Genomic DNA, 24949 nt, shown 5'->3' on the forward strand with positions numbered 1-24949 from the left:
GGCATGAGCGGGACGCTAGCGCTCGTGCATTATATCGTATCGCTAGCGCGAGCGTCCCGCTCGTGCCCGCACAAAATTTAAAAGAAATCACTTCAAAAAGTACATCTACACCCCTTAAAAAGAAAAAACTCCCACCTCTTTTTTTCTTATAAGCGCTATTTTGCAACACATTCGATTGATTTTTTTCATAGGTTTATTGCAATTAAATTATTCGGATTTTATTAAATTTCGTTTATGCAGTACATTAGAATCTACTTTTTAAGTTTTATTTTATTTCTTTCTCTTCCTTTTGGCTCGAAGGCGCAGGAGTCCGATTTGTATTTTGATCATATCAATTACGATACGAGTTTTTCGCAGAGTATGATTTCCAGTATTCATCAGACCAAAAAAGGATTTATCTGGATTGGAACGGCGAACGGATTAATCAGTTATGACGGTTATGATTTCTTGCGATATGTGTACAACAAAGACATTCTCAACAGTATCAGCAACAATCATGTGAATGTGATTTTAGAAGACAATCAAAGACAAATTTGGATTGGAACAAATAACGGACTGAATCTTTTTAATAAAAACGAAAGAAGTTTTCTACGAGTCGATGTTCAGAAAATAAAAGGCGGTCGAAACTATATTTCATCCATTATTCAAGACGATCAAAATCGAATCTGGATTGGGACTTTTGGTGGAATTAAACGATTAAACAAACAGAAATATGTATTAGAAGAAATCTCCAACGACCATAATTCGCCCTTTAGAAAAAGCAGGGTTTTGTCGTTGTTTTATGATAAAAATTATGGGGTTTTGGTGGGAACTTCTAAAGGTTTAGAATGTTTTGATCCTAAAAATGGCTCGAAAAAAGCGTTGCCAAAAGCACTAACAGAAAACGAATCTTTATTAAAATCCAAAATCTGGAAAATCATTAAAGAAAAAAATGGTGATTTATGGTTTGCAACGGAAGCAAATGGCGTTTTTCGTTTTGATGTCGATAAGAATTTGGTCACCAATTTTCTGTTGAATACCAGCAACAAAAAAAGTTTGTCTTCCAATTGGGTAAACGATATTGTTCCGGTTGACAATAATACGATTTGGTTTGCTACAAAAAATGGTTTATGTGTTTACAAAAAAGACAGAAACGAATTTACCAAATACGGACATAATCCGTTGCAGAGTTACAGCCTTTCAGACGATGATGTAAAATGTTTTTTAAAAGACCGTCATAACGATATTTGGATTGGAACAAACGGCGGCGGTGTCAATTTTTTTCAAAAAACAAATACCAATTTTACCAATGTACGAGAAGTTGTAAAACCCAACTTCGGATTAAATAATGCCACTGTAAATGCAGTTGCAAGAGAAAACGATGGCTCGATTTGGGTTGGAACCAATGGAGGAGGTTTAAATTGTCTCGATTTTAGAAATAATAAAAGTGCTTCGTATTTTATTGAAGGTTATGATTTTGACAAAAGCATTAATATGATTACGGCTTTGGTCAACCAAAATGAGCAGAATTTATTTTGTGGGACTTTCAATGGCTTGTTCAAATTCAATAAGAACAGTAAATCGTTTCAGTTTATTTCGCTTTCGCGGAAGGATTCCAAAGAACGAGAACGCCCAATTACGTCTTTATTAATGGACAATGAAGATTTGTGGGTGGGAACAAACGGAAACGGTTTAAAGAAAGTAATGCCTGACGGAACGGTAGAAATTTACATGGCAGATGGAAGTTCTAATTCACTCAGCGATAATTTTATTACCGATATCGTAAACCGAAAAGACGGACTTTGGATTGCCACACAATACGGTTTGAATTATTTCGATAAAAAACTAAAACAAGTTACCAGAGTTTTTAAAGCCGGACCAAAAAGTGGTTTGTCCAATAATAGTTTAACGGTCATGTTTACCGATTCGAAAAACCGATTTTGGGTAGGTGCAGAAAGTGGAGGCGTGAATATTTTTGATGAAAAAAAAGGTCGTTTCTTCGAAATCAATCGTTCGATGGGTTTTACAGACGAAACCATCAAAAGTATTTCTGAAGATGGGCAGGGAAATATCTGGATCAGTGACAATAATCTGCTTTATAAAATTGCAACTAAAAAGGTAAATTCGGTTTTAAATATCAAAGATTTTGAAATCACTTCTTTTTCTTCAAAAGATGGTTTGAAGGTGAAACAATTTTCAACCAACTGCAGTTCAAATCTCAATGCAAAAGAACTTGTTTTTGGATGTTCGAATGGTTTAATCGTTTTCAATCCTTCAAAATTGATTAAAACCGAAGATAAATCTCCAATTGTTTTAACGAAATTAATCGTCAATAATGAAGAAATTAAACCCGGAAATAAAGAGGTTTCTTTAGAAAAACGAATCAGTGAGACGACAGAAATCACTTTGAAACATGATCAAGGTTATATTGGTTTGGAATTTAGTGCGATGAATTTTATTTCGCCAGAAAAAAGTGAATATGCTTATAAGTTAGAAGGTTCGTTCAATAAAGACGAATGGCATATTATCGGTTCGCAGCATTATATCAATTTAACGAATTTGAATTCGGGGACTTATCTTTTGAAAATAAAAACATCAAATGGAGGAGGAGAATGGAATCCGACCATTAAAACTTTAAAAATTATCATGTTACCGCCGTGGTGGAAAACGTGGTGGGCGTATTTGTTTTACATTGCCTTATTGGCTGGTGCTTCAGTTTTGTTATTTCGCTTTTTAAGAAATCGTGAATTATTGAAACAGGCTTTTTATCTGGAACAAGTTGAAAAGGAAAGACAGGAAGAATTGTATAAAATGAAATTGGATTTCTTTACGAATGTTTCGCACGAAATTAGAACGCCTTTAACGCTCATAAGAGGACCAGTAGAAGAACTTTTGAGTGGTGCAGAAAAAAATTCAAACCTCGAACATAAACTAAAAGTCATAAAAAGCAATTCGGATCGATTACTGAAATTGGTCAATGAATTAATGGATTTTAGAAAAGCCGAAAAAGGAAGCATGAAAATCTATTGCGAACAGCAGGATATTGTGTCGTTCTGTTTTGATATTTATGAATCGTTCCGCGGATTTTCTGTAGAGAAAAAAATCGATTATAAGTTTGTGCTCAATATCAATACCGCTTTGGTTTATTTTGATAAAAATCAGATGGAAAAAGTAATTTATAATCTGCTTTCAAATGCTTTTAAATTTACGAGCAAAGGCGGTAAAATTACTTTGGCAGTAGAACAAAAACAAGATGCTGATGCTATCGAAATCAAGGTAAAAGACAACGGAATTGGGATTCCAGAAAACAGGAAAAAGAAAATCTTTAAAAACTTTTTCCAGTTAGACGAAAGAGGAAGTGCCAATTTAGGAAGCGGTATTGGTCTGGCGCTCAGCAAAAGTATCGTAGAACTGCATCACGGAGAAATCAAAGTGCAGACCGAAGAAGATCCTAATTTTAATACCATTTTTACCATTACATTAAAGAAAGGAAAGGAGCATTTTAAAAAGTCTCAAATTGTAGAAAGTGCCGTAAAGATTGAAGAAAATGCCAATCCGATTTCTGATGTTAAAACAGAAATCGACCTTTACGAACCAGAATATCTGGACGAGGAAAACACTTCAAAAAAGACTGTTTTAGTGATTGAAGACAATGAAGAAGTGCTTTCGTTTGTGTATGATATTTTATACGCTGATTATAAAGTTTTGAAATTTACAGATGGTATAAAAGCGTTGGAATATATGGAAAAAGAAATTCCAGACTTAATTGTAACCGATGTTATGATGCCCGAAATGGATGGTTTTGAATTGTGCCGAATTTTAAAAACCAATCAAAACACGAATCATATTCCTGTTATTTTATTGACTGCAAAATCATCTACTTTAAATAGAATCGAAGGACTTTCAACGGGTGCAGATGCTTATATTTCAAAACCTTTCAGTATTGAAGAATTAAAACTGACGATTGCCAATCTTTTATCAGCCAAAGAAATCATGCGTCAGAAATACGGTGAAGGTTTTATTGGCGATGCTGAACAAGAGAATACAAATACGCCAGAAGGTTTATTCGTAAAAAAACTAACTCAAATTATTGAAGCCAATCTAGACAATACCGATTTTGATGTAAATGATTTAGTCAACGAAATAGGAATGAGTCGAACTGTACTTTATAAGAAAGTGCAAACACTGACGAATCATTCTGTTGCAGGTTTCATCAAAAACATGCGATTAAAAAAAGCAGCGAGTCTTTTAGCCAACACCAGTTATTCTGTTGCTGAAGTAACGTACATGGTTGGTTTTAATGATCGAAAACACTTTAGTAAAGAATTTAAAAAGTTCTATAATCTTTCACCAACTGAGTATAAAAGTTCTCATGTGAATTAACAGGCTTAGTTTTTTTAACCGCAAAGGCGCAAAGTTATACGCAAAGTCCGCAAAGTTTTATTAATAGCTTTGCGGACTTTGCGTTTTCTCTCGTTGTGTGCGTTGCGGTTAAGTTATGCAGTTTATTAACTCTTGAAAATCTTCCATATTTTATTTGTATTACGAATAGTATTACAAAGCTCGCAAAGTTTAAAAAAAGCCTTGCGGACTTTGCGTAAACCTTTGCGTCTTTGCGGTAAAAACCTTTATTTGTCAAAGAAATTAAATGTCTGACAATTTTTTAAGTTTTTTATTACGAATACCGTTTTTTAAGGCTTTAGAAGAGGTGAAATTCGTAAATAAACACGTTCACGCCCCTAAAAGCGAATGTTTTTCTCCCCTCAAAACGTCATTTAATAATCACATTTGCAACATAAATCATGACTGATTTCTATCTAACTAACCAAACAAAATACTTATGAAAAAAAACAAACCTGTAAAGATGTTTTTTCTTGGAGGAAATTATCTAAAACTAGTTTTATTATTTCTGGTGTGTATGCTCTCAACCACAGCGAATGCACAAGAAAGTTCGATTACTGGAAAAGTAGTCGATAATTCAGGAATTCCGTTACCGGGTGTAAATGTACACGCCAAAGGAACTTCAAAAAGCACGCAAACCGATTTTGACGGAAATTTTACAATCAATGTACCAGCAAAAAGCACCCTAGTTTTTTCTTTTATCGGAATGGACGAAGTTTCGGTTGAAACGGAAAACAAGAAAAATCTAAAAGTGGTGCTTAAAGAAAGTTCGCAAGCCTTAGACGAAATCATAGTAGTAGGTTACGGTACCAAAAAGAAAAGTGACGTAATCAGCTCTGTGGCTTCGGTAAAACCTGGTGACATGACCAAAGTGGCAACTTCGGATGTTGCAGAAATGTTGAGAGGTAAAGCTGCCGGAGTCCAAGTAAGTTTGGCCGATGGTGGTCCGGGAAGTTCGTCTTCCATTCAAATTAGAGGAAAAAAATCCATCAATGGAAGCAACGAGCCAATCGTAATTGCAGACGGAATCGTAATTGGAAGTATTAATGATATTAATGCCAATGATATTGCTTCTTTAGAAATCTTAAAAGATGCTGCAGCACAATCTATTTATGGAGCAAGAGCTTCCAATGGTGTGATCTTAATTACAACTAAAAGAGGAAAAACAGGAAAAGCCAAAATTGCTTATAACGGTTTTTCGGGAGTTCAAACCATCAACAGAAATTTTGATGTTTACAGCGGAGAAGAATTCGCGCAGCTAAAAAGAGAAGCCTACAGAACAAGTAATGGAGGTGTTTACAGACCAGATGATCAAGTTTTTACGCCATTGGAATTAGAATCGGTTCAATCTGGAAAATATATTGATTGGGAAAAACTGGTTTTAAGAACGGGTGTAACCAATAACCATAGTTTGAGTATTTCGTCTGGAACAGACAAAACAAGCATTTTCTCGAGTATCAACTACATCAATACTTCTGGAGTTGTTCCAAATTCAAATTTTGAAAAAGTAGCCATGAGAGTAAATGTGGACCAAAGAGTTACAGACTGGCTGAAAATTGGAATGAATGTTTCGCTTCAGTTTTCTGAATCAGATCGTCCAAATGTGGGGAATATTTTGAATAATGCGATTAATACTTCTCCATTAGGACAAGTTTATAATCCAGATGGTTCATTCCGTTATTTACCAGGAGGAATTCAAGAAACCCCAAATCCGCTGATTGATGTTTATGAAACCAATACCAACGAGTTGAACCGAAATGATATTATGAATGTTTTTCTAGATATCAATCTTGCTAAAGGTTTTACATATAAACTGAATGCCAGCCGAAGATCTTGGAATTACAAAGCAATGAGTTTTAATACTTCAAAATCACTTTCTGGAATTGCGAATTCAGGGCAAGGAAGCGGTTATATCGAGTATAAAGATAATGTAGAATATCAATTGAGTAATATTTTGCATTACAACCTGAATGTAGCCGAAAGAAATCATTTCAACGTAACTGGAGTTTACGAGATTACCTCATCGGAATATAATGATTTTAGAAACTCAGCAAGTAGAATTCCAAGTGATATTTTAGGAATTTATGGTTTAGAAAGTGCCTTCTTAAATACACCGTTAATTGGTGGAAATGAGAGATCACTGATTTCCTTCGCAGGAAAATTAGAATACGATTTTGATAATAAATATTATGTTACCGTTTCAGGAAGAGCCGATGGATCTTCAGTTTTTGGAGCGAATAACAAATGGGGATTCTTTCCAGCAGTAAACGCAGCGTGGAATGTTTCTAACGAAGAATTCATGAAAGAACACGTTCCAGTTTTAAGTAATTTAAAATTAAGAGCGAGTTATGGTAAGGTGGGTAATCAGCCAAAAGATCCTTATCAAAGTATGGCAACTGCTGCACAAAGAGATTATATCATTAATGGTGTAAAAGTTTCTGGTTATGTTCCAGGAAATCAATTGTCAAATCCAGATTTAAGATGGGAAACCTCAACACAGTTAAACTTGGCAGCCGATTTTGGTTTATTCAAAAACAGATTAAACGGTACAGTTGAGGTGTATAATACGGATACTTCAGATTTATTGATTTATGAAACCTTGAATGCCAACACCGGTTATACGACTAAACTTTCTAATATTGGAAAAGTAAACAACAAAGGTTTAGAAGTTTCTTTAAATGGAGATGTGATCAAAACGAAAGATTTTAGACTGAATCTGGGAGCGACTTTTACTAAAAACAAAAACAGTATCGTGAGTATCTACGGAAAAGATGCTGATGGAGATGGAAGAGAAGATGATGCGGTTGGAAACTTATGGTTTATCGGAAAACCAATCGATGTTTATTACCGTTACAAAGCGATTGGAATTTATCAAGAAGGAGAAAATATTCCACTGGTTACAGGAACTACTTTGTATCCTGGAGATATTAAATTATGGGATGCAGATCCATCAAATGGAGCGAATCCAAATCCAGATCAGGATCGTGTGATTACGTCTAAAATGCCAGATTGGTTCGGAACTTTTTCTATTGCTTTAGAATACAAACAATTTGATTTTTCAGCAGATATCTATACGGTTCAAGGAATTACAAGAGACAATCCATTTTTATACGATTATGTTCGTGGAGGATCTTTAAGAGGAGTTAAAAACGGAATCAAACAAGATTATTGGACACCAGAAAATCCTGGAGGAAATTGGCCGAGACCACGTGATGGAAATGATCCGCCGTATATCAACACTTTAGGATTACAAGACGCCTCTTACATTCGTCTACAAAACGTTTCTCTTGGATTCAAATTCCCAGAAAGTACTCTTAAACCTCTTGGATTAAGTAATATGAGATTGTATGTTACAGGAAGTAATCTAGTTACGCTGACAGATTATCAATCTTACAGCCCAGAGAAAGAAATATACGATTATCCAGAACCTGTCACTTGTGTTATCGGGTTACAAGTAGGTTTCTAATTCAATAAAATAAAAATAACAAGATCATGAAAAATATAAATTTTCTATTTGTTTTGATTTTCGGACTTTCTTTAGGACTTACTTCTTGTGAAGATTTTCTGGAAGAAACAGTAAAAGATCAGGTTTCTGTAGATTATATCTACAATTCTCCAGCCGGTTTGGAAGTTGGAGTGAATGCACTTTACAATCAGATGCGTTTCTATAATCTGCCATCTGGAGACAACAGCGATTTGTGGGCCAACGTATTTTTTATGGTGGCAACAGATTTAGGATTGCACAGAACTTGGAACACGCCTTATGGAACAGGTCATAATCCGCAATCGTATACCGGTTCAAAATGGATTCAAGGCTATAAAATTATCGACAGATGTTCGGCTATTATTACTTCGGCAAGATCAATTCAAATGGACGATGCTGCCAAAAGAAGATTAGTTGCACAAGCTCGTGTCATAAGAGGCGAATTGTATTTGGATTTAAAACAAATGTATGGAGGAATTCTAATTGATACGATTCCAACAACGCCGCAAAACATCAACGATCCAGTGGAATACAAAGTCGCAAGCGATGCCGATGTATATAAATTAATTGATGGAGATTTAGATTACGCAATTGCGAATCTTCCTTTCAAAGTAGATCCAGGAAGATATGGACAAGGAGTTGCAAGACACATTCGTGGAAAAAGCGCTTTATGGCAGCAAGACTGGGCAGGAGCAGCAGCACAATTTGATGCTATTATTAATGACGGAACTCATGGTTTAGTAGCACTCGCAGATGTTTGGGGGCAAAACGGAAATCATAAAGAATCACTTTTTACCTATCAAAAAGATTTTTTATTAGGACCTGAGGATAATTTAGCTGGAGGCGGTGGTTCTTGGTTGAGCAGTGTTTTCACGCACAGGACTTATGAATTGAATGCAAACGAACTGATTCAAGATGTAGCTTACGGTGGTCAGGCGTTAGGTTGGTTTTATCCAAACAATTATTTGAAATCACTTTATGATCAAACAAATGATTTGAGATTTAAGACATACTATTATTCAGATAATTATCAGGATTATAAAATCAATGTTCCAGGAAATCCAAAATTCGGACAGCCTATCACGAATCCAGCAATCGCAGCGCCAAACGGAAATTACAGAGCTTGGCATTGGAGTTTGAAAAAATATCATGATACAGAAAAACTGCCAATGACGTCAAACAGCTACAAAGATTATATGTATTACCGATTGGCAGAAACCTATTTATTGGCTTCTGAAGCATATCATAATTTAGGTAATGATGGAAAAGCATTGGCCTATTTGAACAAAGTAAGAAGAAGAGGTTACACCGGAAATCCTGAAAGTACCGTAACCACTTTCGATTTGACAGCTTGGACTTTAAACAATTATTTAGACGAATCAGCAAGAGAATTGGCTTTTGAAAATAACAGATGGTTTTTATTGAAAAGATTAGGGCTTTTGGTAGAAAGACAAAATCTGTATTTCCGCTCAAGTCCGTCTGGAACTATTTCTGGAGAAGTACAATTAAAAATGACTCCAGTAATGGTTAACATGCCGATTCCACAATCACAAATTGATTTAATGGGAAAACCAGCTGGATTTAATGTTGGTTATTAAAGTTTGATTTAAGATATACAATCTATAATTCTATGTCTTAAAACAAAAAATAGGTTAAGGTTAAAAGTTAGTAATAACCCATTCGGAAGTTGGAGTAATCCTGATCTGACTTCCGAATTTAAAAAAGAAAAACGATGGTAAAACAATATATTTTAGGAGCATTAACTGCTTTGATGTTTGCTTCTTGCAGCAACGACGAAAAAGTGGTTTTTATAAATGCAGACGAAGGCGATACGGGAAATCCAAATCCGATTACGCAGACCTTAAAAGAAAAAGCAAAATTTAAAATTGGCGCCGCAGTTAAAATGAGAGACCTGCAAGGAGAAGCCAATTATAAAAATGCCGTTTTAAAACACTACAGCCAAATTACAGCTGAGTTCGAAATGAAAATGGCGAGTATCTGGACTTCTTCAACAGCATATAATTATACGGCAGCCGATTATTTAGTAGGTTTTGCACAAGACAATAAATTGGAAGTTCACGGACATACTTTGGTTTGGTACGATTCATTTCCAGAATGGTTTAAAAATGCTAAGTACGATTCTATTGCTTTTGAGTCAAAAGTAAAAGTTTACATTACAGATGTTGTAGGTCGTTACAAAGGAAAAGTAAAAAGCTGGGACGTAGTCAACGAAGTTTTTGCTGATGGCGGTGCTATGCGAAACGAAACTGTAATTAACTCGCTATTTAAAGATCCAATCGGATTTTATGGAAGATGTTTCCGTTATGCAAAAGCAGCAGATCCAGATGCAAAATTATTTTATAATGATTACAGCGTGGTTTTGGATGCAGGAAAAAGAGCCTCAATCAAAAAAATGGTAACGAGATTTAAAGCTAATGGAGTTCCAATTGATGGTTTAGGAGATCAGTTTCATTATGCGACAGATACCAACAGACAAACGATGAAAACGGGTTTTACAGACATGGCCTCTACAGGATTATTAATTCATCTTTCAGAATTGGATATTAAAGTGAATACAGGAAAATCAGATTCCTATGTTTTTAATGAAACTGAAAATCAGAAACAATCTGAAACCTACAAATACATTGTATCGATGTACGAAGAATTGCCTCAAACTCAAAAATTCGCTATTTCAACTTGGGGAGTTACAGACAAATATACTTGGCTCACTACTTTCTGGCATTTCAAAGAATATCCGTTGCTTCTAGATGCTGATTATAATAAAAAACCAGCTTATCAAGGATTTTTAGATGGATTGAAATAGACTACGAGAGGAAAGAAGCAAGAAGCAAGATTTTGTGAGAAGTCTTTCTTCTTTGCTCTGTAAAAAGAAACAAGAAGCAAGAAACAAGATCCTGTGATGAAAGTCTTTCCTATTGCTTCTTTCCTCTACAAAATCTTAAAAAAAAATTAACCAAAAAAACCGAAATCATGACAATAAAATTAAATCATATAGCCAAATTCAAATATTTGCTTTTCGTACTTTTTGCCGTTTTGTTTTCCTGCGAAGACGATGTTCGCGAAGTCTATCTTTATAAAAAAGGAGAAATCAACGCAACTTCAACCGATACAGCGATTAAAGGAGGAGAAACTGTAACGTATACAGATTCGTCAACAAAAGTACGCGCTATAAAATGGACATTCCAAGGCGGATCTCCGGGAGCTTCTATCGAGCCAGTTGTGGAAGTAAAATATACCAAAGCAGGAACGTTTACCACAACTCTTGAGATCACACATACTGATAATACAGTCGAAAAGAAAACTTTTACCGTTGAGGTTGAAGCGCCACCAACACCACCAATTGTTATTCCGACAGATGCGCTGAAAATTTATTCTGAAAATCCTGATTTCACTAAAACAGCTCCTGTTTTAAACTGGGTTTCTAGTAATCAGTTTGTAATAAAAGAAGTAGCGACAGATGGATATGAAGGTGCTTATAGAAATTTCACTCTTCCAGCAACACCTCCGGCTACAGAAGCAAAATGGGCAATGGCAATTCTACAGTTTGTAAACTTTACTGATATTTCATCTTACACTTATATCAATATGGCAGTAAGAACAACGAGTACAGGAAAAATCAGATTTAGAATGAAAGATGCTTCTAACACAGGTTATGTAGAATTTGATGCCACAAGCAATTTGTACGGTTTAAAAAGAGACGGGGCTTGGAACATGGTTAAAATCCCAATTGCCGATTATAAAAAACAAAATGCTGCATTGGATTTAACTAAAATCAAAGACATTTTAGTATTAAGAAGTGTTGATCCAGAAGACGTAAGAGCTTTAAATAATTACACTTTCGATATTGATCATATCTATTTGTCTAAATAATTTTTTTTTGCTCCATTACACTATTTCCATTATGGGACAGTTTTGCTCTGTCCCATAATTTCTCATAAAATAATTAAAAAACGAATTTAATGAAACATTCCATTTATGTATTGTTCTGTTTTATAAGCCTGATTTCACTACATGCACAGAATAAAATTACGTACCAGAAAGTCGAAGCCAGACAAAATGCATTAGATCCAAAATGGGTGGCTTATGATGCTAAAACAATTGATAAACTTCCGGGATTTAAAATAAAAAAGCAGGAGCCAATTTCAAATTTTGGAGGTTTTAAAGTTTGGCAGAAAGAAGCAACTGGATTTTTTAGAACTGAAAAAGTAGACAATAGATGGTGGATTATTGATCCCGAAGGTTATCCGTTTATTTATAAAGGTATTGCAGTTTTCAACGCAGGACGTTCTGTAAATCAGCAGAAAGCATTTGACAAAAAATACGGGAGCAATGAAAATTGGGTAAAACAAGAATCAAAATTATTGCGTGATAACGGGTTCAATGGCGTAGGAGCATGGTCGAATATTAATTTGGTTCGAAATGCAGAAAATCCGTTGGTTTATACCGTGATTATCTCGCCAATGGGAATGTATCATTCCGATCACATTAAAAAATACGGCGGAAAATATAAAGAAGCCAGCTGGCAGAATTATCGTTTTGATTTGGTAATGGTTTTCGACAAAGAATTTGACGCTTATGTCCAAAAAGCGGTAGAAGAGGTTTCTCAATACAAAAATGATAAGTATTTGATGGGTTATTTTACTGACAATGAACTTCCGTGGTATAACGACGCATTAGATAAACATTTAACTTTATTGGCCAAAGATGAGCAGGGATATTTAGCTGCAAAAACTTGGCTGGATGAAAGAAAAGGATTTAATGCATCATTAGCCGATGTGAATCAAGAAGATAGAATGGCTTTTACAGCTTTTTATTTTGAAACTTACATGAAAAAAGTAACAGAAGCACTTAGAAAAGCAGATCCAAATCATATGTATTTAGGTTGCCGTTTCAATCAGGATAAAGAACAGGAATTGACAAACCCAGAGATTTTTAAAGTAGCTGGAAAGTACATGGATATTATCTCTATCAATCATTACAGAAAATGGGAACCGAGTCAGGAATTGATGAACAATTGGGGAGAATGGTCAGGGAAACCGTTTTTAATTACAGAATGGTATACTAAAGGAGAAGATTCTGGTTTACCAAATAATACAGGTGCTGGATGGCTGGTTCGAACGCAAAAAGAAAGAGGACTTTTCTATCAAAATTTCACTTTGGATTTGCTTAAAAATAAAAACAGCGTCGGCTGGCATTGGTTTAAATATATGGATAATGATCCGCAGGATTTAAGCACCGATTATTCGAACAGAGATTCAAACAAAGGAATTGTAAACAGCAATTTCGAACCGTATCAGCCTTTGTTAAAAGAGATGAAAGTGATTAATGACAACGCTTACGAACTGACACGTTATTTTGATAAAAAATAAATATTTAAACACATAGAAACATAGGTTTGTTTTTTCTAATAAAGGAGTTTTTCACACATAGCTATGTGCATTTAAACAAGTGAAGCGCCTTTTAACACAAAGTAAATCTATGTTTCTATGTGTTTAAAAAATCTGCTTCATCTGCCAAATCTGCGAGCTAAAAAATTTTCCCGCAGATTTAGCAGATCAGCAGATAAAATCTAGCTATGTGCATTTAAACAAGTGAAACGCCTTTTATACACAAAGAAAATCCTATGTCTCTATGTGTTAAAATTTAATTACAGATAATTAAAAATAAAAACAATATGAAAAAAATTGTAATGCTGTGTTTTACTTTTCTTTTAATGGGAAAGGCAACGGCACAGGAAATTCCTTTGGTCTCTAACATTTCAGCCAGAAACAATATGACTTTAAACGGAAAATGGAGTTACATTGTAGATCCGCTGGAAAATGGCTATTACGATTACCGTTTGATGCCTTTTAAAAATAACGGATTTTTCGAAAACAAAAAATGGAATACCACAGATTTAACCGAATATAATTTTGCGACTTCGGCCACAATGGATATTCCGTCTGATTGGAATTCGAAAGATGAAAGATTGTTCTTTTATGAAGGAACGGTTTGGTTTCAGAAAAACTTTAATTATAAAAAAGATGCTAAAACCAAAGGGATTCTACATTTCGGAGCAGTCAATTATGATGCGAAAGTCTATGTAAACGGGAAAATGGCAGGAACACACGTTGGAGGTTATACGCCTTTCAATTTTGATGTAACCGATTTATTAGTCGACGGAAATAACTTCGTAGTTGTAAAAGTCGACAACAAGCGTCATAAAGACAACGTGCCAACCGTAAACATGGATTGGTGGAATTACGGCGGCATTACCAGAGATGTAACTTTGGCTTCGGTACCAAATACTTATATCGAAGATTATCTGGTTCAATTGGATAAAAAAGAAAAAGGTAAAATTTCTGGCTGGGTCAAATTAAACAGTGAAACTGGTAATCAATCAGTTTCAGTTTCAATACCAGAATTGAAAATCAAAAAGAATGTTACGACCGATGCAAAAGGAATGGCATATTTTGAAATCAAAGCCAATCCCGTTTTATGGACGCCAGAAAAACCAAAATTATACGACGTTACTATAAGCAAAGCAGACGAAAATATTACAGATAAAATTGGTTTTAGAACTATTGAAACTAAAGGAAAAGAAATTCTTTTAAACGGTAAAAAAGTCTTTTTACGCGGGATCAGTATTCACGAAGAAGCACCTTTTAGATCAGGAAGAGCATGGTCTGAAGATGATGCGATTACGTTGTTGAATTGGGCGAAAGAATTAGGTTGTAATTATGTTCGTCTTGCACATTATCCGCATAACGAAAAAATGGTTAGAGAAGCCGAAAAAATGGGAATTATGATTTGGTCTGAAGTTCCTGTGTATTGGACGATTTCGTGGACAAATCCAGATACTTATGCGAATGCAGAACGTCAATTGCACGATATGATTTATCGAGATAAAAATCGTTGTGGTATCGTAATTTGGTCCATTGCAAATGAAACGCCGCATAGTGATGAAAGAGATCTTTTCTTAAGTAAATTGGCGAAATACGCTCGTACACAAGACAATTCTCGTTTGATTAGTATGGCGATGGAGGTTACGAAAAGTCCGAACAATGTCAATACACTTCATGATAATATGAATGAATTTGTAGATATCGTGAGTTTTAACCAATATTTAGGCTGGTACAGAGGAACAAACGAATCTTGCAAAGACATGCAATGGGTAATTCCGTATAACAAACCAGTTATTATCAGTGAGTTTGGCGGCGAAGCGTTACAAGGCCTTCATGGAGATAAAAAAGAACGCTGGAACGAAGAATATCAGGAAGAATTGTACATTCAAAATACGCAAATGTTCAATAGAATTGAAGGTTTGGCTGGAGTTTCTCCATGGATTTTAGTTGATTTTAGATCGCCAAGAAGACAATTGCCAAACATTCAGGATTTCTTCAACCGTAAAGGTTTAATTTCTGATCAGGGAATTAAAAAGAAAGCTTTTTATGTAATGAAAGATTGGTACGCTAAGAAAGAAGCAGAATATAAGTAAGTTGTAAGTTTTAGATAAAGTGGAAAAACCTTCAGAATCAATTTTGAATCTGGAGGTTTTTTTTATGTTTTTTCCTTAATTTTATTTAAAAAAAACAAAGCTTAAAATGGAACTAGAAATCATCATAAGACTTCTTTTAGCGGCATTCTGGGGAGCTCTTATCGGAGCTGAAAGAGAATATAGAGGAAAAGCAGCGGGTCTTCGTACCACGATAATGATTTCTGTTGGAGCCTGTTTTTTTACTTTGATGTCTGAATGGATCGGCGGGCCAGGAAATCCAGATCGTATAGCTTCAAATATTGTAACAGGTTTAGGATTTCTTTGTGCGGGAGTTATTTTTAGATCAGACAGTCATGTGAGCGGCATTACTACTGCAGCCGCGATTTGGTCAGTAGCAGCAGTAAGTATGGGAGTGGGAGCTGGGTATTATTTTGCTTCGGCCTGTGCGGCTTTAATGATTCTTTTAATTCTTACTTTGCTTACTATACTTCAAGATAAAATCGATTTAATTAATGAACATAAAACACTTCGAATTACCTTTAAAAGAACAGATGATGGATATAATCGATGCAAAGATTTATTTAATAAACATTCAATAAAATCAAAACTTCTAGGACAACGTCGCACTTTGGATCATCTTACTTTAGAATGGCAGGTGCATGCTTCTAAACATTCGATGGAATCTTTGTACGCAGCGCTCTTAATGGATCCAATTTTTGAGGAATTGGTGTTGTAAATGTTTAAAAGCTCTTATTCTTTAGTTATTGTTTTTATATACTCCCAATTACAGTCGTATATCGAAATTTCTAAATCTGAATTCACATTTATTAAATCGTAAGCTTTATTCTCGGCTTCTAACAGATTATCAAAAGAAAAGGACGGGCGTTTATTATTTTCACCCGCATGATATCTTGTTTTGCCATCAAGCTCTAATACAATTCCTGTTGCTTTTTCGCATAAAATAATTTGATACATAAGTTAGGTAAGATATATGTTTTTAATAATCTCTTTAATCGTTTTTAAAGCTTCTGTTGCAGTTTGACGAATGATGATTTTATTCTTTTTGTCTTTAATTAAAGCCGTAAATTGATTGTCTTCTGTATTGATATCAATGATTGTTCCTCCATATTTTAAAGTCGTTTCGGTAATAGCAATAGGAAGATTTGTAGCTCCAGAAGTTCCTATGATAAATAATATTCCAGAGTTTTTAGCAATTTTCAAGGCGCTGAATTTTTTATGGGTTTGTTCATTATAATATTCATCAAACCATAAAATATTGGGTCTCATCCAGCTGCCACAATTTGGGCATTTTAAAAGTTCAATATCTCGTTCCGTTAAATCTTCATCGATATCTTTTCCTTTTATTTCTTCAGGAAGATTTACTATTTCTTTACAACCGTTGGAACATTTTATTTCTCTGTTGTTTCCGTGAATTTCAAAAATTCTCTCAGTTCCGCTGCGTCTATGTAGATTATCAATGTTTTGGGTAATTAAATGAAATCGGTCTTTTAGAATGTTTTCAATTTCAACTAATTCAGAATGAGCTGTATTAGGTTGGGCATTTTCAAACATTTTTTTTCTAAACAAAGAATATTGCAAAACTTCTTCTGGATTTTCTTTGAAATATTTAAAAGTTCCGAATTCTTCTGGTTTATGAAATTGAGTTCCTTTTACCCAAATACCATCAACACCACGATAAGTTGGAATACCGCTTTCTGAAGAAATTCCTGCACCGGTTAAAAATGTAAACAGATTTCTTCTATTTTTACTTGATACATTTTTTATTATTTCTTCTAATTGTTCCATCTTAAGTTGTCGTAATTATTTGATAAAAATAGTAATTTGGATTTTATTGTTTTTTCAATTGACAAAATATAAAAGTTACTTAATTTTAGAATTGAAAAAATAAACATCATGGCTTTAAATTTGCAACCCATTTTAGAAAACAATCTCTGCATGCAGTATCCTTTAGAAGAAAAAGATTTTGATGCATTATATAAAGTGGCTTCTGATCCTAAAATTTGGGAACAGCATCCGAATAAAGATCGATGGAAAAAAGAAGTTTTCGAAAAGTTTTTTGAAGGCGCGATGCAAAGCAAAGGCGCTTTTAAAATTATAAACAAAGAAACTGGAGAAGTTGTTGGAAGTACAAGATTTTACGATTTCAATAAAGAAGAAGATTGTATTTTTATTGGGTATACTTTTTATGCTGTTTCGTGTTGGGGAAAAGGTTTTAATCTAAGTGTAAAAAAGACAATGCTCGATTATCTTTTTGAATATGTTTCTAAAGTAAAATTCCATATTGGTGCAGAAAATATCCGTTCGCAAATTGCTATTTCCAGAGTAGGCGCAAAAAAAGTTGCTGAAGAAGAAGTCGCTTATTTTGGAGAAAAACCAAAATTGAATTTTGTGTATCAAATTGATAAATCAAATTGGCTAGAATAAATCATTTTATAATAGAGATTTGAACTTCTAAAAATTAAATAATTCGGTATAATTTATTTCAAGTGCATTACAAACTTTTTCAAGAGTTGAAAGTGTAGCATTTGAATTTCCTTTCTCTAATCTAGACATATTACTTTTCTCAAAGTTGCACTTTGTAGCCAATTCTTGTTGAGAAATATTTTTTTCTGTTCTTATTTCCAGAATTCTTTTTCCAACTTTTTGTTGAATGGTTTCTTTCATTTGAAATTATCTTTTATGATAATTCAAATTTTGTTATATATTTGCACAAAGCGGTTATCATATATGATAACATTGTTTTTTGTCTAATATTTAACATATGAAAACACATCAAAAAGAATCAATAAATGAACTTTTGGAATTAATGAATAAAGTCAATTTCTTCAAAACATTAAAAAGTGAAAAGGAATGTTTTATTGCAGAATTAAAAGTGCCAAATTATACTGAATTAAATATGATGATTTCTTCTTTATTAAAAGCGAGCATTCTGATGTTGCAAAACGAAAATTTTGGAAAAGCTTTTTCAGAACCAATGATTTTAGTTGAAATTGCTTTACAGTTGTTGCCAAATGATGAAATGGAGTTGCTTGATAAGATATGTAAGTTGAATCTAGAAAGCGAGGATTTTAATGTTTCCTAAACTTCGGCTTCTCTTGAATAACTGCAAAATAAGAAGCACTAAAAGCAGAAAGACTTTTGTAACCGACCAAATGAGCAATTTGACTTAAAGTATATTGTTTGGCATCTAAAAGTTCAATGCTTTTTAGAATACGAATTAGCTGTAAATATTTTTGAAGCGTAATATTCGTTTTCTGTTTAAAAATCCTTTGTAAACTGCGAACTGACATTTGAGCTAGATTGGCCAATTCGTCAATATCAAAAGCATATTGATAATTTTTATTGATGTAATCGCAAACCGGAATCAAACGACTATCGGCAGGAACTGGAATTTGTAATGAATTATTTTCTTGGCAAAAGTTAGGTAAACTCGTTAAAATCGCATTTAAAAAAGCAGCTTGTTCCTCATTTTTGGTTAATAATTTATCCCATTTTTGAGCGTACAAAATCATTTCTTTTAAAACATTTGGCACTGAAAAAACATGAACGTTTTGATAAAAATCCTGTTCGGGAACAGATTTGAATAATGCAATTATCAAGTTGACTGTTTTAGATTCAGAAGAAATGCGGTGTTCTTTTTTCGTCGGAATCCAAATAACATGATTTTGCGGAACGAGATAGGTTTTTTCTTCAATATGAAAATATTGATAACCTTCTTCAACATAAGTCAATTGGTAACGCTCGTGTGTATGAACGTAATCGTCATGCTGCCAGTTTTGATCATACCAAACATAAGCGTTTGTTGGTATGTTGTCTTCAAATTGACCTTCTTTTTTTTCGGATAAACCGCATTTTAAATTGGCGTTCTGCATGTAGTTTTTGGCAAATTTAATAAAAACGTCATGTTTAATTTTGTAAATGAATATAATTTACAACAACATGAAAAAACTGCAACTCATTTTAGTAGCTATTTTAACCGTATTAGCCATGAATACAACTGAAGCACAAAATAAAAAAACAAACATATTAGTGCTGGTTCATTCCGATAACGGAGGAACTTATGAATTGGCTAAAGAAATCGCCAAAGGAATTGAAAGTGATGCAAATGCCAAAGCGATTATTAAGCAAGTAAAGTCATCAACAAATTCAAAATTAAAAGATATTCCAGTTGCAACGGTTGACGAATTAACCTCTTATGACGGAATTGCTTTTGGATCTCCTGTTTATTTTGGAAACATTAGTACGACAATGAGCGAGTTTCTATCTAAAACCGTTAATTTATGGACGAATCATGCCTTAGAAGGAATGCCGGCAACGGTTTTTATGTCGGCTGGAAGTGGTGCAGGAAAAGAATTGGCTTTACAATCTTTTTGGAATAGTTTAGCGGTTCACGGAATGGTTTTAGTACCAAACGGAATTAGAGGCAATGAAAAAATCGACAAGAAAATTCCGCAGGGAAATTCTGTTTTAGGAACAACAAGTTTGGCATCTTTAAAAGATGTGGAAAGACCAACAAAAGATGAACGTTATTTAGCAGAATTACAAGGGAAAAACTTTGCAAAAGTAGCATTGGCTTTAAAAGGAACTTTTTCTAAAAAAGAAATTGCAGTAAAAGAAGAATCTTCAATTAATGCGATTTTAAAATCGAAAAATATTGTTTTGCCTCAAGTGCCAAAACCTGCTGGAAATTATATGCCTTATGTGCGTACGGGAAATTTGGTATTCATTAATCAAGTGGCTTTAAAAAATGGAAAAATTCTCAATCCAGGAAAATTAGGATTGAATGTGGACGAACAACAGGTAAAAGAGGCAACTGAACTGACAATGTTGAATGTAATTTCCGTTTTGAATGAAGCGGTTGACGGCGATTTGAATCGTGTAAAACGTTGCGTACAACTCACAGGAATTTTCAATGCCAAAGACGATTACACGAAACACGCTGATTTAATGAATGTGGCTTCAAATCTTACAGTTGAAATTTTTGGAGAAAAAGGAAAACACGCCAGAGCAACTTTCGGAGCTTCTTCTATTCCTGTAAATTCTTCTGTAGAAATTCAGGCTGTTTTTGAAGTGGAATAAAAAGGAAAGATTTATAGAAACGAAAAACCCTTAGACATGAATGTTTAAGGGTTTTGTGATTTTTTATAAAAAGAATTTATTTCACCAAATAATCAACTTGATCAGCTTCGCAAAGTCTAAAATAACCCAAAGCATAATCATTCGCATTAGTTGTATTTAAAATATTCCCTCTAATATTTCCCGGAGGAACAGAAAATGGATTTGAATTTGAAGCTTCCAAAATCAATTTCATGTAATTGAAAAAGTTTTTAGAAACACCTCTATGTGTAATTTTTACTGTATTTCCAGGTTTCATATTTTCATCAGAAAATCGTGTGTTGATTTCATTTCCATTATAGAATTCATCATTTGTGATTCCATATTGAGGAAAAATTAGAAACTCACTTTGATAATCGGTTACATAAAAATTAACCTGATCGACTGGATCTGTATAATAGAAAGTCATTTCGATTACATCTTCACCAAAATCGGGTACCATTTTTTGATCTACTTTTGTAATGGGAACTACAGAAGTTAATTTTTCTGTAGCCGTAAAACTTTTGCCTTCTGCTTCAATAAACAATTTGTAATCGGCGTCGATTACAGGAACAAAATTGGTGCATTTGTAAACTCCCGCTTCTGTTTCATTAAAAGTAAAAACATCTCCATTGCTGTTTTCAACACGTACTTGCGCTCCTGAAACTTTTGGTGTTGAATTGTTGTAATAAGGTGCCGTTTTACTAATTTTTATAGTTTGCTCGTTTCCGCTAGTTCCCTTTTTCCACATAATTTCGGCATCGATTACCAATCTGGTTTCGCCTGTTTCCAAATCAAGATTGACAACATCTTCACAAGAAGTAAAAGAGAGTGCTGAAAAAAGTGTTATTAATGCTAATGCTTTATTCATTGTTGTATATTTTTTTAATCTTTTCATTGCATTAAAATTTAAAATTATAAGAAACTCCAGGTACAATTCCGAAGATCGAAAGTCTTCTGGTTTCATTTGCTCCCGTATCATCATTTGTGGTAAAACTCATAGAAGCTGCATTTTTTCTGTTGTAAACATTGTAAAGACTGAATACCCAGTAGCTCTGCCATCCTTTCTTTTTATCTGGTTTTGGGGTATAAGTAGCAGCAAGATCCAAATGATGAAAAAGAGGTAATCTGTTTTCATTTCTCAAAGAATAATTCGGAACATTGATTCCTCCAAATTCATAGTAACCATTGGCGTATGTTACGGGCTGACCCGATTGAAGAGTGAAATTTCCGTTAAAAGACCATTTCGGATTCAGTTCATAACTTCCCACAATACTTAAATTATGTAGTTTGTCATAACCTGATAAATACCAGTCACCATTTGCAATTCCAGGTTCTTCGGGAGTTCTTCCAGCTGTTTTTTGTTCTGCTCTTGATAAAGTGTAAGAAATCCATCCGGTGAAATTACCTGTATTTTTTCTAAACAATAATTCCATTCCGTAAGATCTGGCTTTCCCGTTCAGAATTACCTGCTCAATATTGTTATTAGCCAAAACATCAGCCCCGTCAATATAGTCAATACGATTTTGTACATTTTTATAAAATAATTCTGTTTCTAATGAATAATCTTTGTCTTTGAAATTTCTGAAATAACCTAATGCATATTGATCCAAAAGTTGAGGTTTTGTAAAAGGTCCGCTCGGTGTCCAAATACTCATTGGTAAAGGAGACTGTGTATTGGATAAAATATGAATGTATTGTGCCATTCTATTGTAACTTGCTTTTATAGAAGTTTCGTCATTAAAGGCGTAAGATAAAGCGGCTCTTGGCTCAAAATTTCCAAAATTGCTGATTGTTTTGCCTTTTCCATAATGAATAGTTCCCGTTGGAGTTCCTTCTTCATAAATTTTATATAAAGGATTGTAAACAACAGACTGACCATTTTCGTACGTACTAATGTCTTCTGAACCTAAACGATAAAAAGTACTGTAACGAAGTCCGTAACGGAAATTCAATTTTTCTGTAATCTGATTTTCAAAATCGATATAAGCAGAAGCTTCAAAAGCATATTTTTTATCCAGTTGTTTGTAATTAAATTGAGAATCGGCACTTGTTGGCTGCACAACACCAGGATTGAAATTATAATACAATCCATCAATACCATAATTGATTTTGAATTTTTCAGATTGTTGATAATTCCATGCATATTTTAAACCAGAGCTTTGAATGTTACTATCCCATTCAAAACTTTCAGTAGAAAGTCCTAAGTTGAATTTGTAATCGCTGTAAAAAACAGAAAGATTACTGTTTAAATTGTTATTGAATTTATGTTTCCAACTCAAAATCCCCATTGTACTTCCGTAAGTACTAGAGAAACGTTCGTTAATATCAAACAAATCATTTCCTAAATAACCCGAAAAAGACAAGGTATTATTGGCATTCAGACGAAAATTAAATTTAGCATTCAAATCATAAAACATGGCAGAGTTTTTATTGTCTGCCAGTTTCATGAACAAATGCGCATACGAAGCACGTCCGGAAAGGATGAACGAACTTTTCTCTTTTTGTATTGGTCCTTGAACCAAAAGACGACTCGAAATAATTCCGATTCCTCCATTTACTTTATACTCTTCAAAATCTCCGGTTTGTTGTGCTACATCTAAAACTGAAGAAACACGACCACCAAATCGAGATGGAATTCCGCCTTTGTATAAATCTAAACCATTAACGATATCAGCATTAAAAATAGAAAAGAAACCAAACATGTGAGAATCTGCGTAAACAGGCGCTCCATCCAAAAGAATCAAATTCTGATCGGCTGCACCACCACGAACATTAAATCCAGAAGAAGCTTCTCCGGCATTGGTAACTCCTGGTAAAGTCAGAATCGATTTTAAAGGATCTGGTTCTCCCATTGCCACAGGAATTTTTTTGATTTCCTGCATCGAAAGACGGTTTACACTCATTTGAGTTGCTTTCACATCAACCGCTTTGTTATTCATGACAATCACTTCTCCCAATTGCTGGCTGTCAGATTCTATATTGAAGTTGAGGTTCATGTCCTCATTAAGATTAATATGTTTTTCTTTATTCTTAAATCCAATATAGCTTACAGAAACAGTATAACTTCCATTTGGAATTTCGATGCTGTATTTTCCATTTAAATCTGTCACAGTACCCGTTTCCAATTCTATAATATAAATGTTGGCACCAATAACAGGCTGTTTTTCATCATCAAAAATTTGTCCTTTTAGCTTGCTTTTTTTTTTAGCTGGTTTCTGAGTTTGAGATTTCTGTTTAACAAAAATATTGTTGCCTACAATAGAAAATTGAACAGAGGCAGTTTTGTTGAGTTCTGAAACTAGCTTTTGAATATCAGTCTGCTTAAAAGAACTTTTTTGGTTAAAGTATTTTTTATTGGTATCAATTTGATCTGTAAAAGCAAATTTGAAATCGGTCTGATTTTCGATCTGCTTAAAGAATTCTTTTAAAGTGACATTTTGATCTACAGTTACTGTAACGTTCTGAGCAGACATACAGAGACTGAATAAAAAAAAGCATGCTGAAATTATATGCTTCATGAAATTTTGTATTTTTGAATAATTATTAATTGGAATAACCTCGTGTTATCCTGAATATGAGGAGGATGTGGAGTTTCGCGGCTTACATCCTTTTTTCTTTTCTATTGAAAAGTAATCTGTTTTAAATCTTCATTTATTTCAAAGTTTAGGTTATACATTTCTGATATTAATTGTACAATTGTTTTTAAATCTTCTTTTTTATTGATTCTGATCGTAATGTTCTGATCTAGATTTTCTTTCGGAATATTGACTTTATAACCATAGGTTTTTTCAATATATTGACAAAGCACAGACAACTTTTGGTTGTCAAAATCTATAAATCGACTGAATTCGGCAACTGAAGCTGTTTTATTTCCGTAAGTGAATTTTTCTCCCGGTTTCAGAATCCATTTTTGATCCTGACCTTTTATACTCATTTGAACGCTTCCTTCAAAAAGTTCTACAGTTACTTCTTCGTTTTCAGATTCTTTCACGATAAAAGAAGTTCCTAAAACGGTTGTAGTAGTTTCGTCGCAGAAAACCTGAAACGGATGTTGTTTGTCTTTTTTAACTTTAAAATAAGCTTCACCATCAATTTCTATTTTTCTGTTTAAAGCGAAATCTGTTCCGTAAGAGATTTTAGAGTTTGGAGTCAACTCTACTTTCGAACTGTCTGGTAAAACCACATATTTTATTTTATCAGTCAGGTTTTCTATTACATTTTCGGCAACGACTTCACTTTCATTCTCAGATTCATTGTTAAAATAAATTCCTGTTCCAATTAATACAAAAAGTAAAACAGACGCTGCGGCAAGATAGCGCCAAGGTGTGGGTTTACGTTTCTTTTCACTAAAAGTTTTAGAATGAAATTCTTCCCAAGATGCTTTTTTTACATCTTCTGAATGCGAAGAGGGAGTTTCGTTCCATAACTTTTCAAACTCATCATCAAAATTTTCCTTATCCATATTTTTT

At 33.9% G+C, this 24949-nt stretch carries 18 protein-coding genes; 11 read left to right on the forward strand and 7 right to left on the reverse strand.

Going from position 1 to position 24949, the window contains the following annotated elements:
• Window positions 1–234 precede the first annotated feature (234 nt).
• The 8 genes from NQQ59_RS09450 (at window position 235) to NQQ59_RS09485 (ending at window position 16098) form a co-directional block, all read left to right on the forward strand.
• Complete coding sequence (locus NQQ59_RS09450) at window positions 235–4362, forward strand: hybrid sensor histidine kinase/response regulator transcription factor (protein ID WP_144217949.1); 4128 nt, start codon at window positions 235–237, stop codon at window positions 4360–4362.
• A 457-nt stretch (window positions 4363–4819) separates the two neighbouring features.
• On the forward strand, window positions 4820–7846 hold the full coding sequence (locus tag NQQ59_RS09455) for a SusC/RagA family TonB-linked outer membrane protein (RefSeq protein ID WP_144217951.1): 3027 nt from the start codon (window positions 4820–4822) through the stop codon (window positions 7844–7846).
• A 26-nt stretch (window positions 7847–7872) separates the two neighbouring features.
• The gene (locus tag NQQ59_RS09460; RefSeq protein WP_144217953.1) at window positions 7873–9462 is read left to right on the forward strand and encodes a RagB/SusD family nutrient uptake outer membrane protein; all 1590 of its coding nucleotides are present in this window, start codon (window positions 7873–7875) and stop codon (window positions 9460–9462) included.
• A gap of 134 nt (window positions 9463–9596) precedes the next feature.
• On the forward strand, window positions 9597–10688 hold the full coding sequence (locus NQQ59_RS09465) for an endo-1,4-beta-xylanase (RefSeq protein ID WP_144217955.1): 1092 nt from the start codon (window positions 9597–9599) through the stop codon (window positions 10686–10688).
• 167 nt (window positions 10689–10855) lie between these two features.
• A complete protein-coding gene (locus NQQ59_RS09470; protein ID WP_144217957.1) occupies window positions 10856–11755 on the forward strand; it encodes a PKD domain-containing protein in 900 nt (299 codons plus the stop codon).
• Window positions 11756–11844: 89 nt separating this feature from the next.
• A complete protein-coding gene (locus NQQ59_RS09475) occupies window positions 11845–13254 on the forward strand; it encodes a hypothetical protein (RefSeq protein ID WP_144217959.1) in 1410 nt (469 codons plus the stop codon).
• Between the two features lie 305 nt (window positions 13255–13559).
• Window positions 13560–15362 (forward strand): glycoside hydrolase family 2 protein, encoded by a 1803-nt coding sequence (locus NQQ59_RS09480; protein WP_144217962.1) that lies wholly within the window; start codon window positions 13560–13562, stop codon window positions 15360–15362.
• A 106-nt stretch (window positions 15363–15468) separates the two neighbouring features.
• The gene (locus NQQ59_RS09485; protein ID WP_144217964.1) at window positions 15469–16098 is read left to right on the forward strand and encodes an MgtC/SapB family protein; all 630 of its coding nucleotides are present in this window, start codon (window positions 15469–15471) and stop codon (window positions 16096–16098) included.
• A 14-nt stretch (window positions 16099–16112) separates the two neighbouring features.
• Here NQQ59_RS09485 and NQQ59_RS09490 read toward each other — a convergent pair whose 3' ends face one another.
• Entirely contained in the window at window positions 16113–16337 is a 225-nt protein-coding gene (locus NQQ59_RS09490; RefSeq protein WP_144217966.1) for a hypothetical protein, read from the reverse strand.
• Window positions 16338–16340: 3 nt separating this feature from the next.
• On the reverse strand, window positions 16341–17168 hold the full coding sequence (locus NQQ59_RS09495) for an SIR2 family NAD-dependent protein deacylase (protein ID WP_144217967.1): 828 nt from the start codon (window positions 17166–17168) through the stop codon (window positions 16341–16343).
• A 108-nt stretch (window positions 17169–17276) separates the two neighbouring features.
• Between NQQ59_RS09495 and NQQ59_RS09500 the strand changes: the two genes are divergently transcribed.
• On the forward strand, window positions 17277–17807 hold the full coding sequence (locus tag NQQ59_RS09500; RefSeq protein ID WP_144217969.1) for a GNAT family N-acetyltransferase: 531 nt from the start codon (window positions 17277–17279) through the stop codon (window positions 17805–17807).
• A 27-nt stretch (window positions 17808–17834) separates the two neighbouring features.
• On the opposite strand, the gene NQQ59_RS09505 is transcribed toward NQQ59_RS09500, so the two are convergent.
• Window positions 17835–18047, reverse strand: a complete 213-nt coding sequence (locus NQQ59_RS09505; RefSeq protein ID WP_144217971.1) for a helix-turn-helix domain-containing protein — start codon at window positions 18045–18047, stop codon at window positions 17835–17837.
• A gap of 97 nt (window positions 18048–18144) precedes the next feature.
• Between NQQ59_RS09505 and NQQ59_RS09510 the strand changes: the two genes are divergently transcribed.
• On the forward strand, window positions 18145–18465 hold the full coding sequence (locus tag NQQ59_RS09510) for a hypothetical protein (protein ID WP_144217973.1): 321 nt from the start codon (window positions 18145–18147) through the stop codon (window positions 18463–18465).
• Here the strand turns inward: NQQ59_RS09510 and NQQ59_RS09515 are convergent.
• Complete coding sequence (locus NQQ59_RS09515) at window positions 18452–19255, reverse strand: AraC family transcriptional regulator (protein WP_144217975.1); 804 nt, start codon at window positions 19253–19255, stop codon at window positions 18452–18454. The two genes, NQQ59_RS09510 and NQQ59_RS09515, sit on opposite strands and share 14 nt — an antisense overlap.
• Before the next feature lie 67 nt (window positions 19256–19322).
• Between NQQ59_RS09515 and NQQ59_RS09520 the strand changes: the two genes are divergently transcribed.
• Window positions 19323–20462 (forward strand): Atu1372/SO_1960 family protein, encoded by a 1140-nt coding sequence (locus tag NQQ59_RS09520; protein ID WP_144217984.1) that lies wholly within the window; start codon window positions 19323–19325, stop codon window positions 20460–20462.
• A gap of 76 nt (window positions 20463–20538) precedes the next feature.
• On the opposite strand, the gene NQQ59_RS09525 is transcribed toward NQQ59_RS09520, so the two are convergent.
• The 3 genes from NQQ59_RS09525 to NQQ59_RS09535 all read right to left on the reverse strand — a co-directional run bounded on the left by NQQ59_RS09525 (window position 20539) and on the right by NQQ59_RS09535 (window position 24942).
• Complete coding sequence (locus tag NQQ59_RS09525; protein ID WP_222104886.1) at window positions 20539–21375, reverse strand: DUF4249 domain-containing protein; 837 nt, start codon at window positions 21373–21375, stop codon at window positions 20539–20541.
• A 4-nt stretch (window positions 21376–21379) separates the two neighbouring features.
• Entirely contained in the window at window positions 21380–23998 is a 2619-nt protein-coding gene (locus NQQ59_RS09530) for a TonB-dependent receptor (protein WP_257698181.1), read from the reverse strand.
• Between the two features lie 101 nt (window positions 23999–24099).
• A complete protein-coding gene (locus NQQ59_RS09535; protein ID WP_144217988.1) occupies window positions 24100–24942 on the reverse strand; it encodes a FecR family protein in 843 nt (280 codons plus the stop codon).
• Window positions 24943–24949 lie beyond the last annotated feature (7 nt).

The sequence above is a fragment of the Flavobacterium panacis genome (genome assembly GCF_024649945.1).
Taxonomy (GTDB): domain Bacteria; phylum Bacteroidota; class Bacteroidia; order Flavobacteriales; family Flavobacteriaceae; genus Flavobacterium; species Flavobacterium panacis.

Excerpts from the sequence above, each read along its gene's own strand:
- NQQ59_RS09450 (WP_144217949.1), top strand. The coding sequence starts at position 235 with ATGCAGTACATTAGAATCTACTTTTTAAGTTTTATTTTATTTCTTTCT.
- NQQ59_RS09455 (WP_144217951.1), top strand. The coding sequence starts at position 4,820 with ATGAAAAAAAACAAACCTGTAAAGATGTTTTTTCTTGGAGGAAATTAT.
- NQQ59_RS09460 (WP_144217953.1), top strand. The coding sequence starts at position 7,873 with ATGAAAAATATAAATTTTCTATTTGTTTTGATTTTCGGACTTTCTTTA.
- NQQ59_RS09465 (WP_144217955.1), top strand. The coding sequence starts at position 9,597 with ATGGTAAAACAATATATTTTAGGAGCATTAACTGCTTTGATGTTTGCT.
- NQQ59_RS09470 (WP_144217957.1), top strand. The coding sequence starts at position 10,856 with ATGACAATAAAATTAAATCATATAGCCAAATTCAAATATTTGCTTTTC.
- NQQ59_RS09475 (WP_144217959.1), top strand. The coding sequence starts at position 11,845 with ATGAAACATTCCATTTATGTATTGTTCTGTTTTATAAGCCTGATTTCA.
- NQQ59_RS09480 (WP_144217962.1), top strand. The coding sequence starts at position 13,560 with ATGAAAAAAATTGTAATGCTGTGTTTTACTTTTCTTTTAATGGGAAAG.
- NQQ59_RS09485 (WP_144217964.1), top strand. The coding sequence starts at position 15,469 with ATGGAACTAGAAATCATCATAAGACTTCTTTTAGCGGCATTCTGGGGA.
- NQQ59_RS09490 (WP_144217966.1), bottom strand. The coding sequence starts at position 16,337 with ATGTATCAAATTATTTTATGCGAAAAAGCAACAGGAATTGTATTAGAG.
- NQQ59_RS09495 (WP_144217967.1), bottom strand. The coding sequence starts at position 17,168 with ATGGAACAATTAGAAGAAATAATAAAAAATGTATCAAGTAAAAATAGA.
- NQQ59_RS09500 (WP_144217969.1), top strand. The coding sequence starts at position 17,277 with ATGGCTTTAAATTTGCAACCCATTTTAGAAAACAATCTCTGCATGCAG.
- NQQ59_RS09505 (WP_144217971.1), bottom strand. The coding sequence starts at position 18,047 with ATGAAAGAAACCATTCAACAAAAAGTTGGAAAAAGAATTCTGGAAATA.
- NQQ59_RS09510 (WP_144217973.1), top strand. The coding sequence starts at position 18,145 with ATGAAAACACATCAAAAAGAATCAATAAATGAACTTTTGGAATTAATG.
- NQQ59_RS09515 (WP_144217975.1), bottom strand. The coding sequence starts at position 19,255 with ATGCAGAACGCCAATTTAAAATGCGGTTTATCCGAAAAAAAAGAAGGT.
- NQQ59_RS09520 (WP_144217984.1), top strand. The coding sequence starts at position 19,323 with ATGAAAAAACTGCAACTCATTTTAGTAGCTATTTTAACCGTATTAGCC.
- NQQ59_RS09525 (WP_222104886.1), bottom strand. The coding sequence starts at position 21,375 with ATGAAAAGATTAAAAAAATATACAACAATGAATAAAGCATTAGCATTA.
- NQQ59_RS09530 (WP_257698181.1), bottom strand. The coding sequence starts at position 23,998 with ATGAAGCATATAATTTCAGCATGCTTTTTTTTATTCAGTCTCTGTATG.
- NQQ59_RS09535 (WP_144217988.1), bottom strand. The coding sequence starts at position 24,942 with ATGGATAAGGAAAATTTTGATGATGAGTTTGAAAAGTTATGGAACGAA.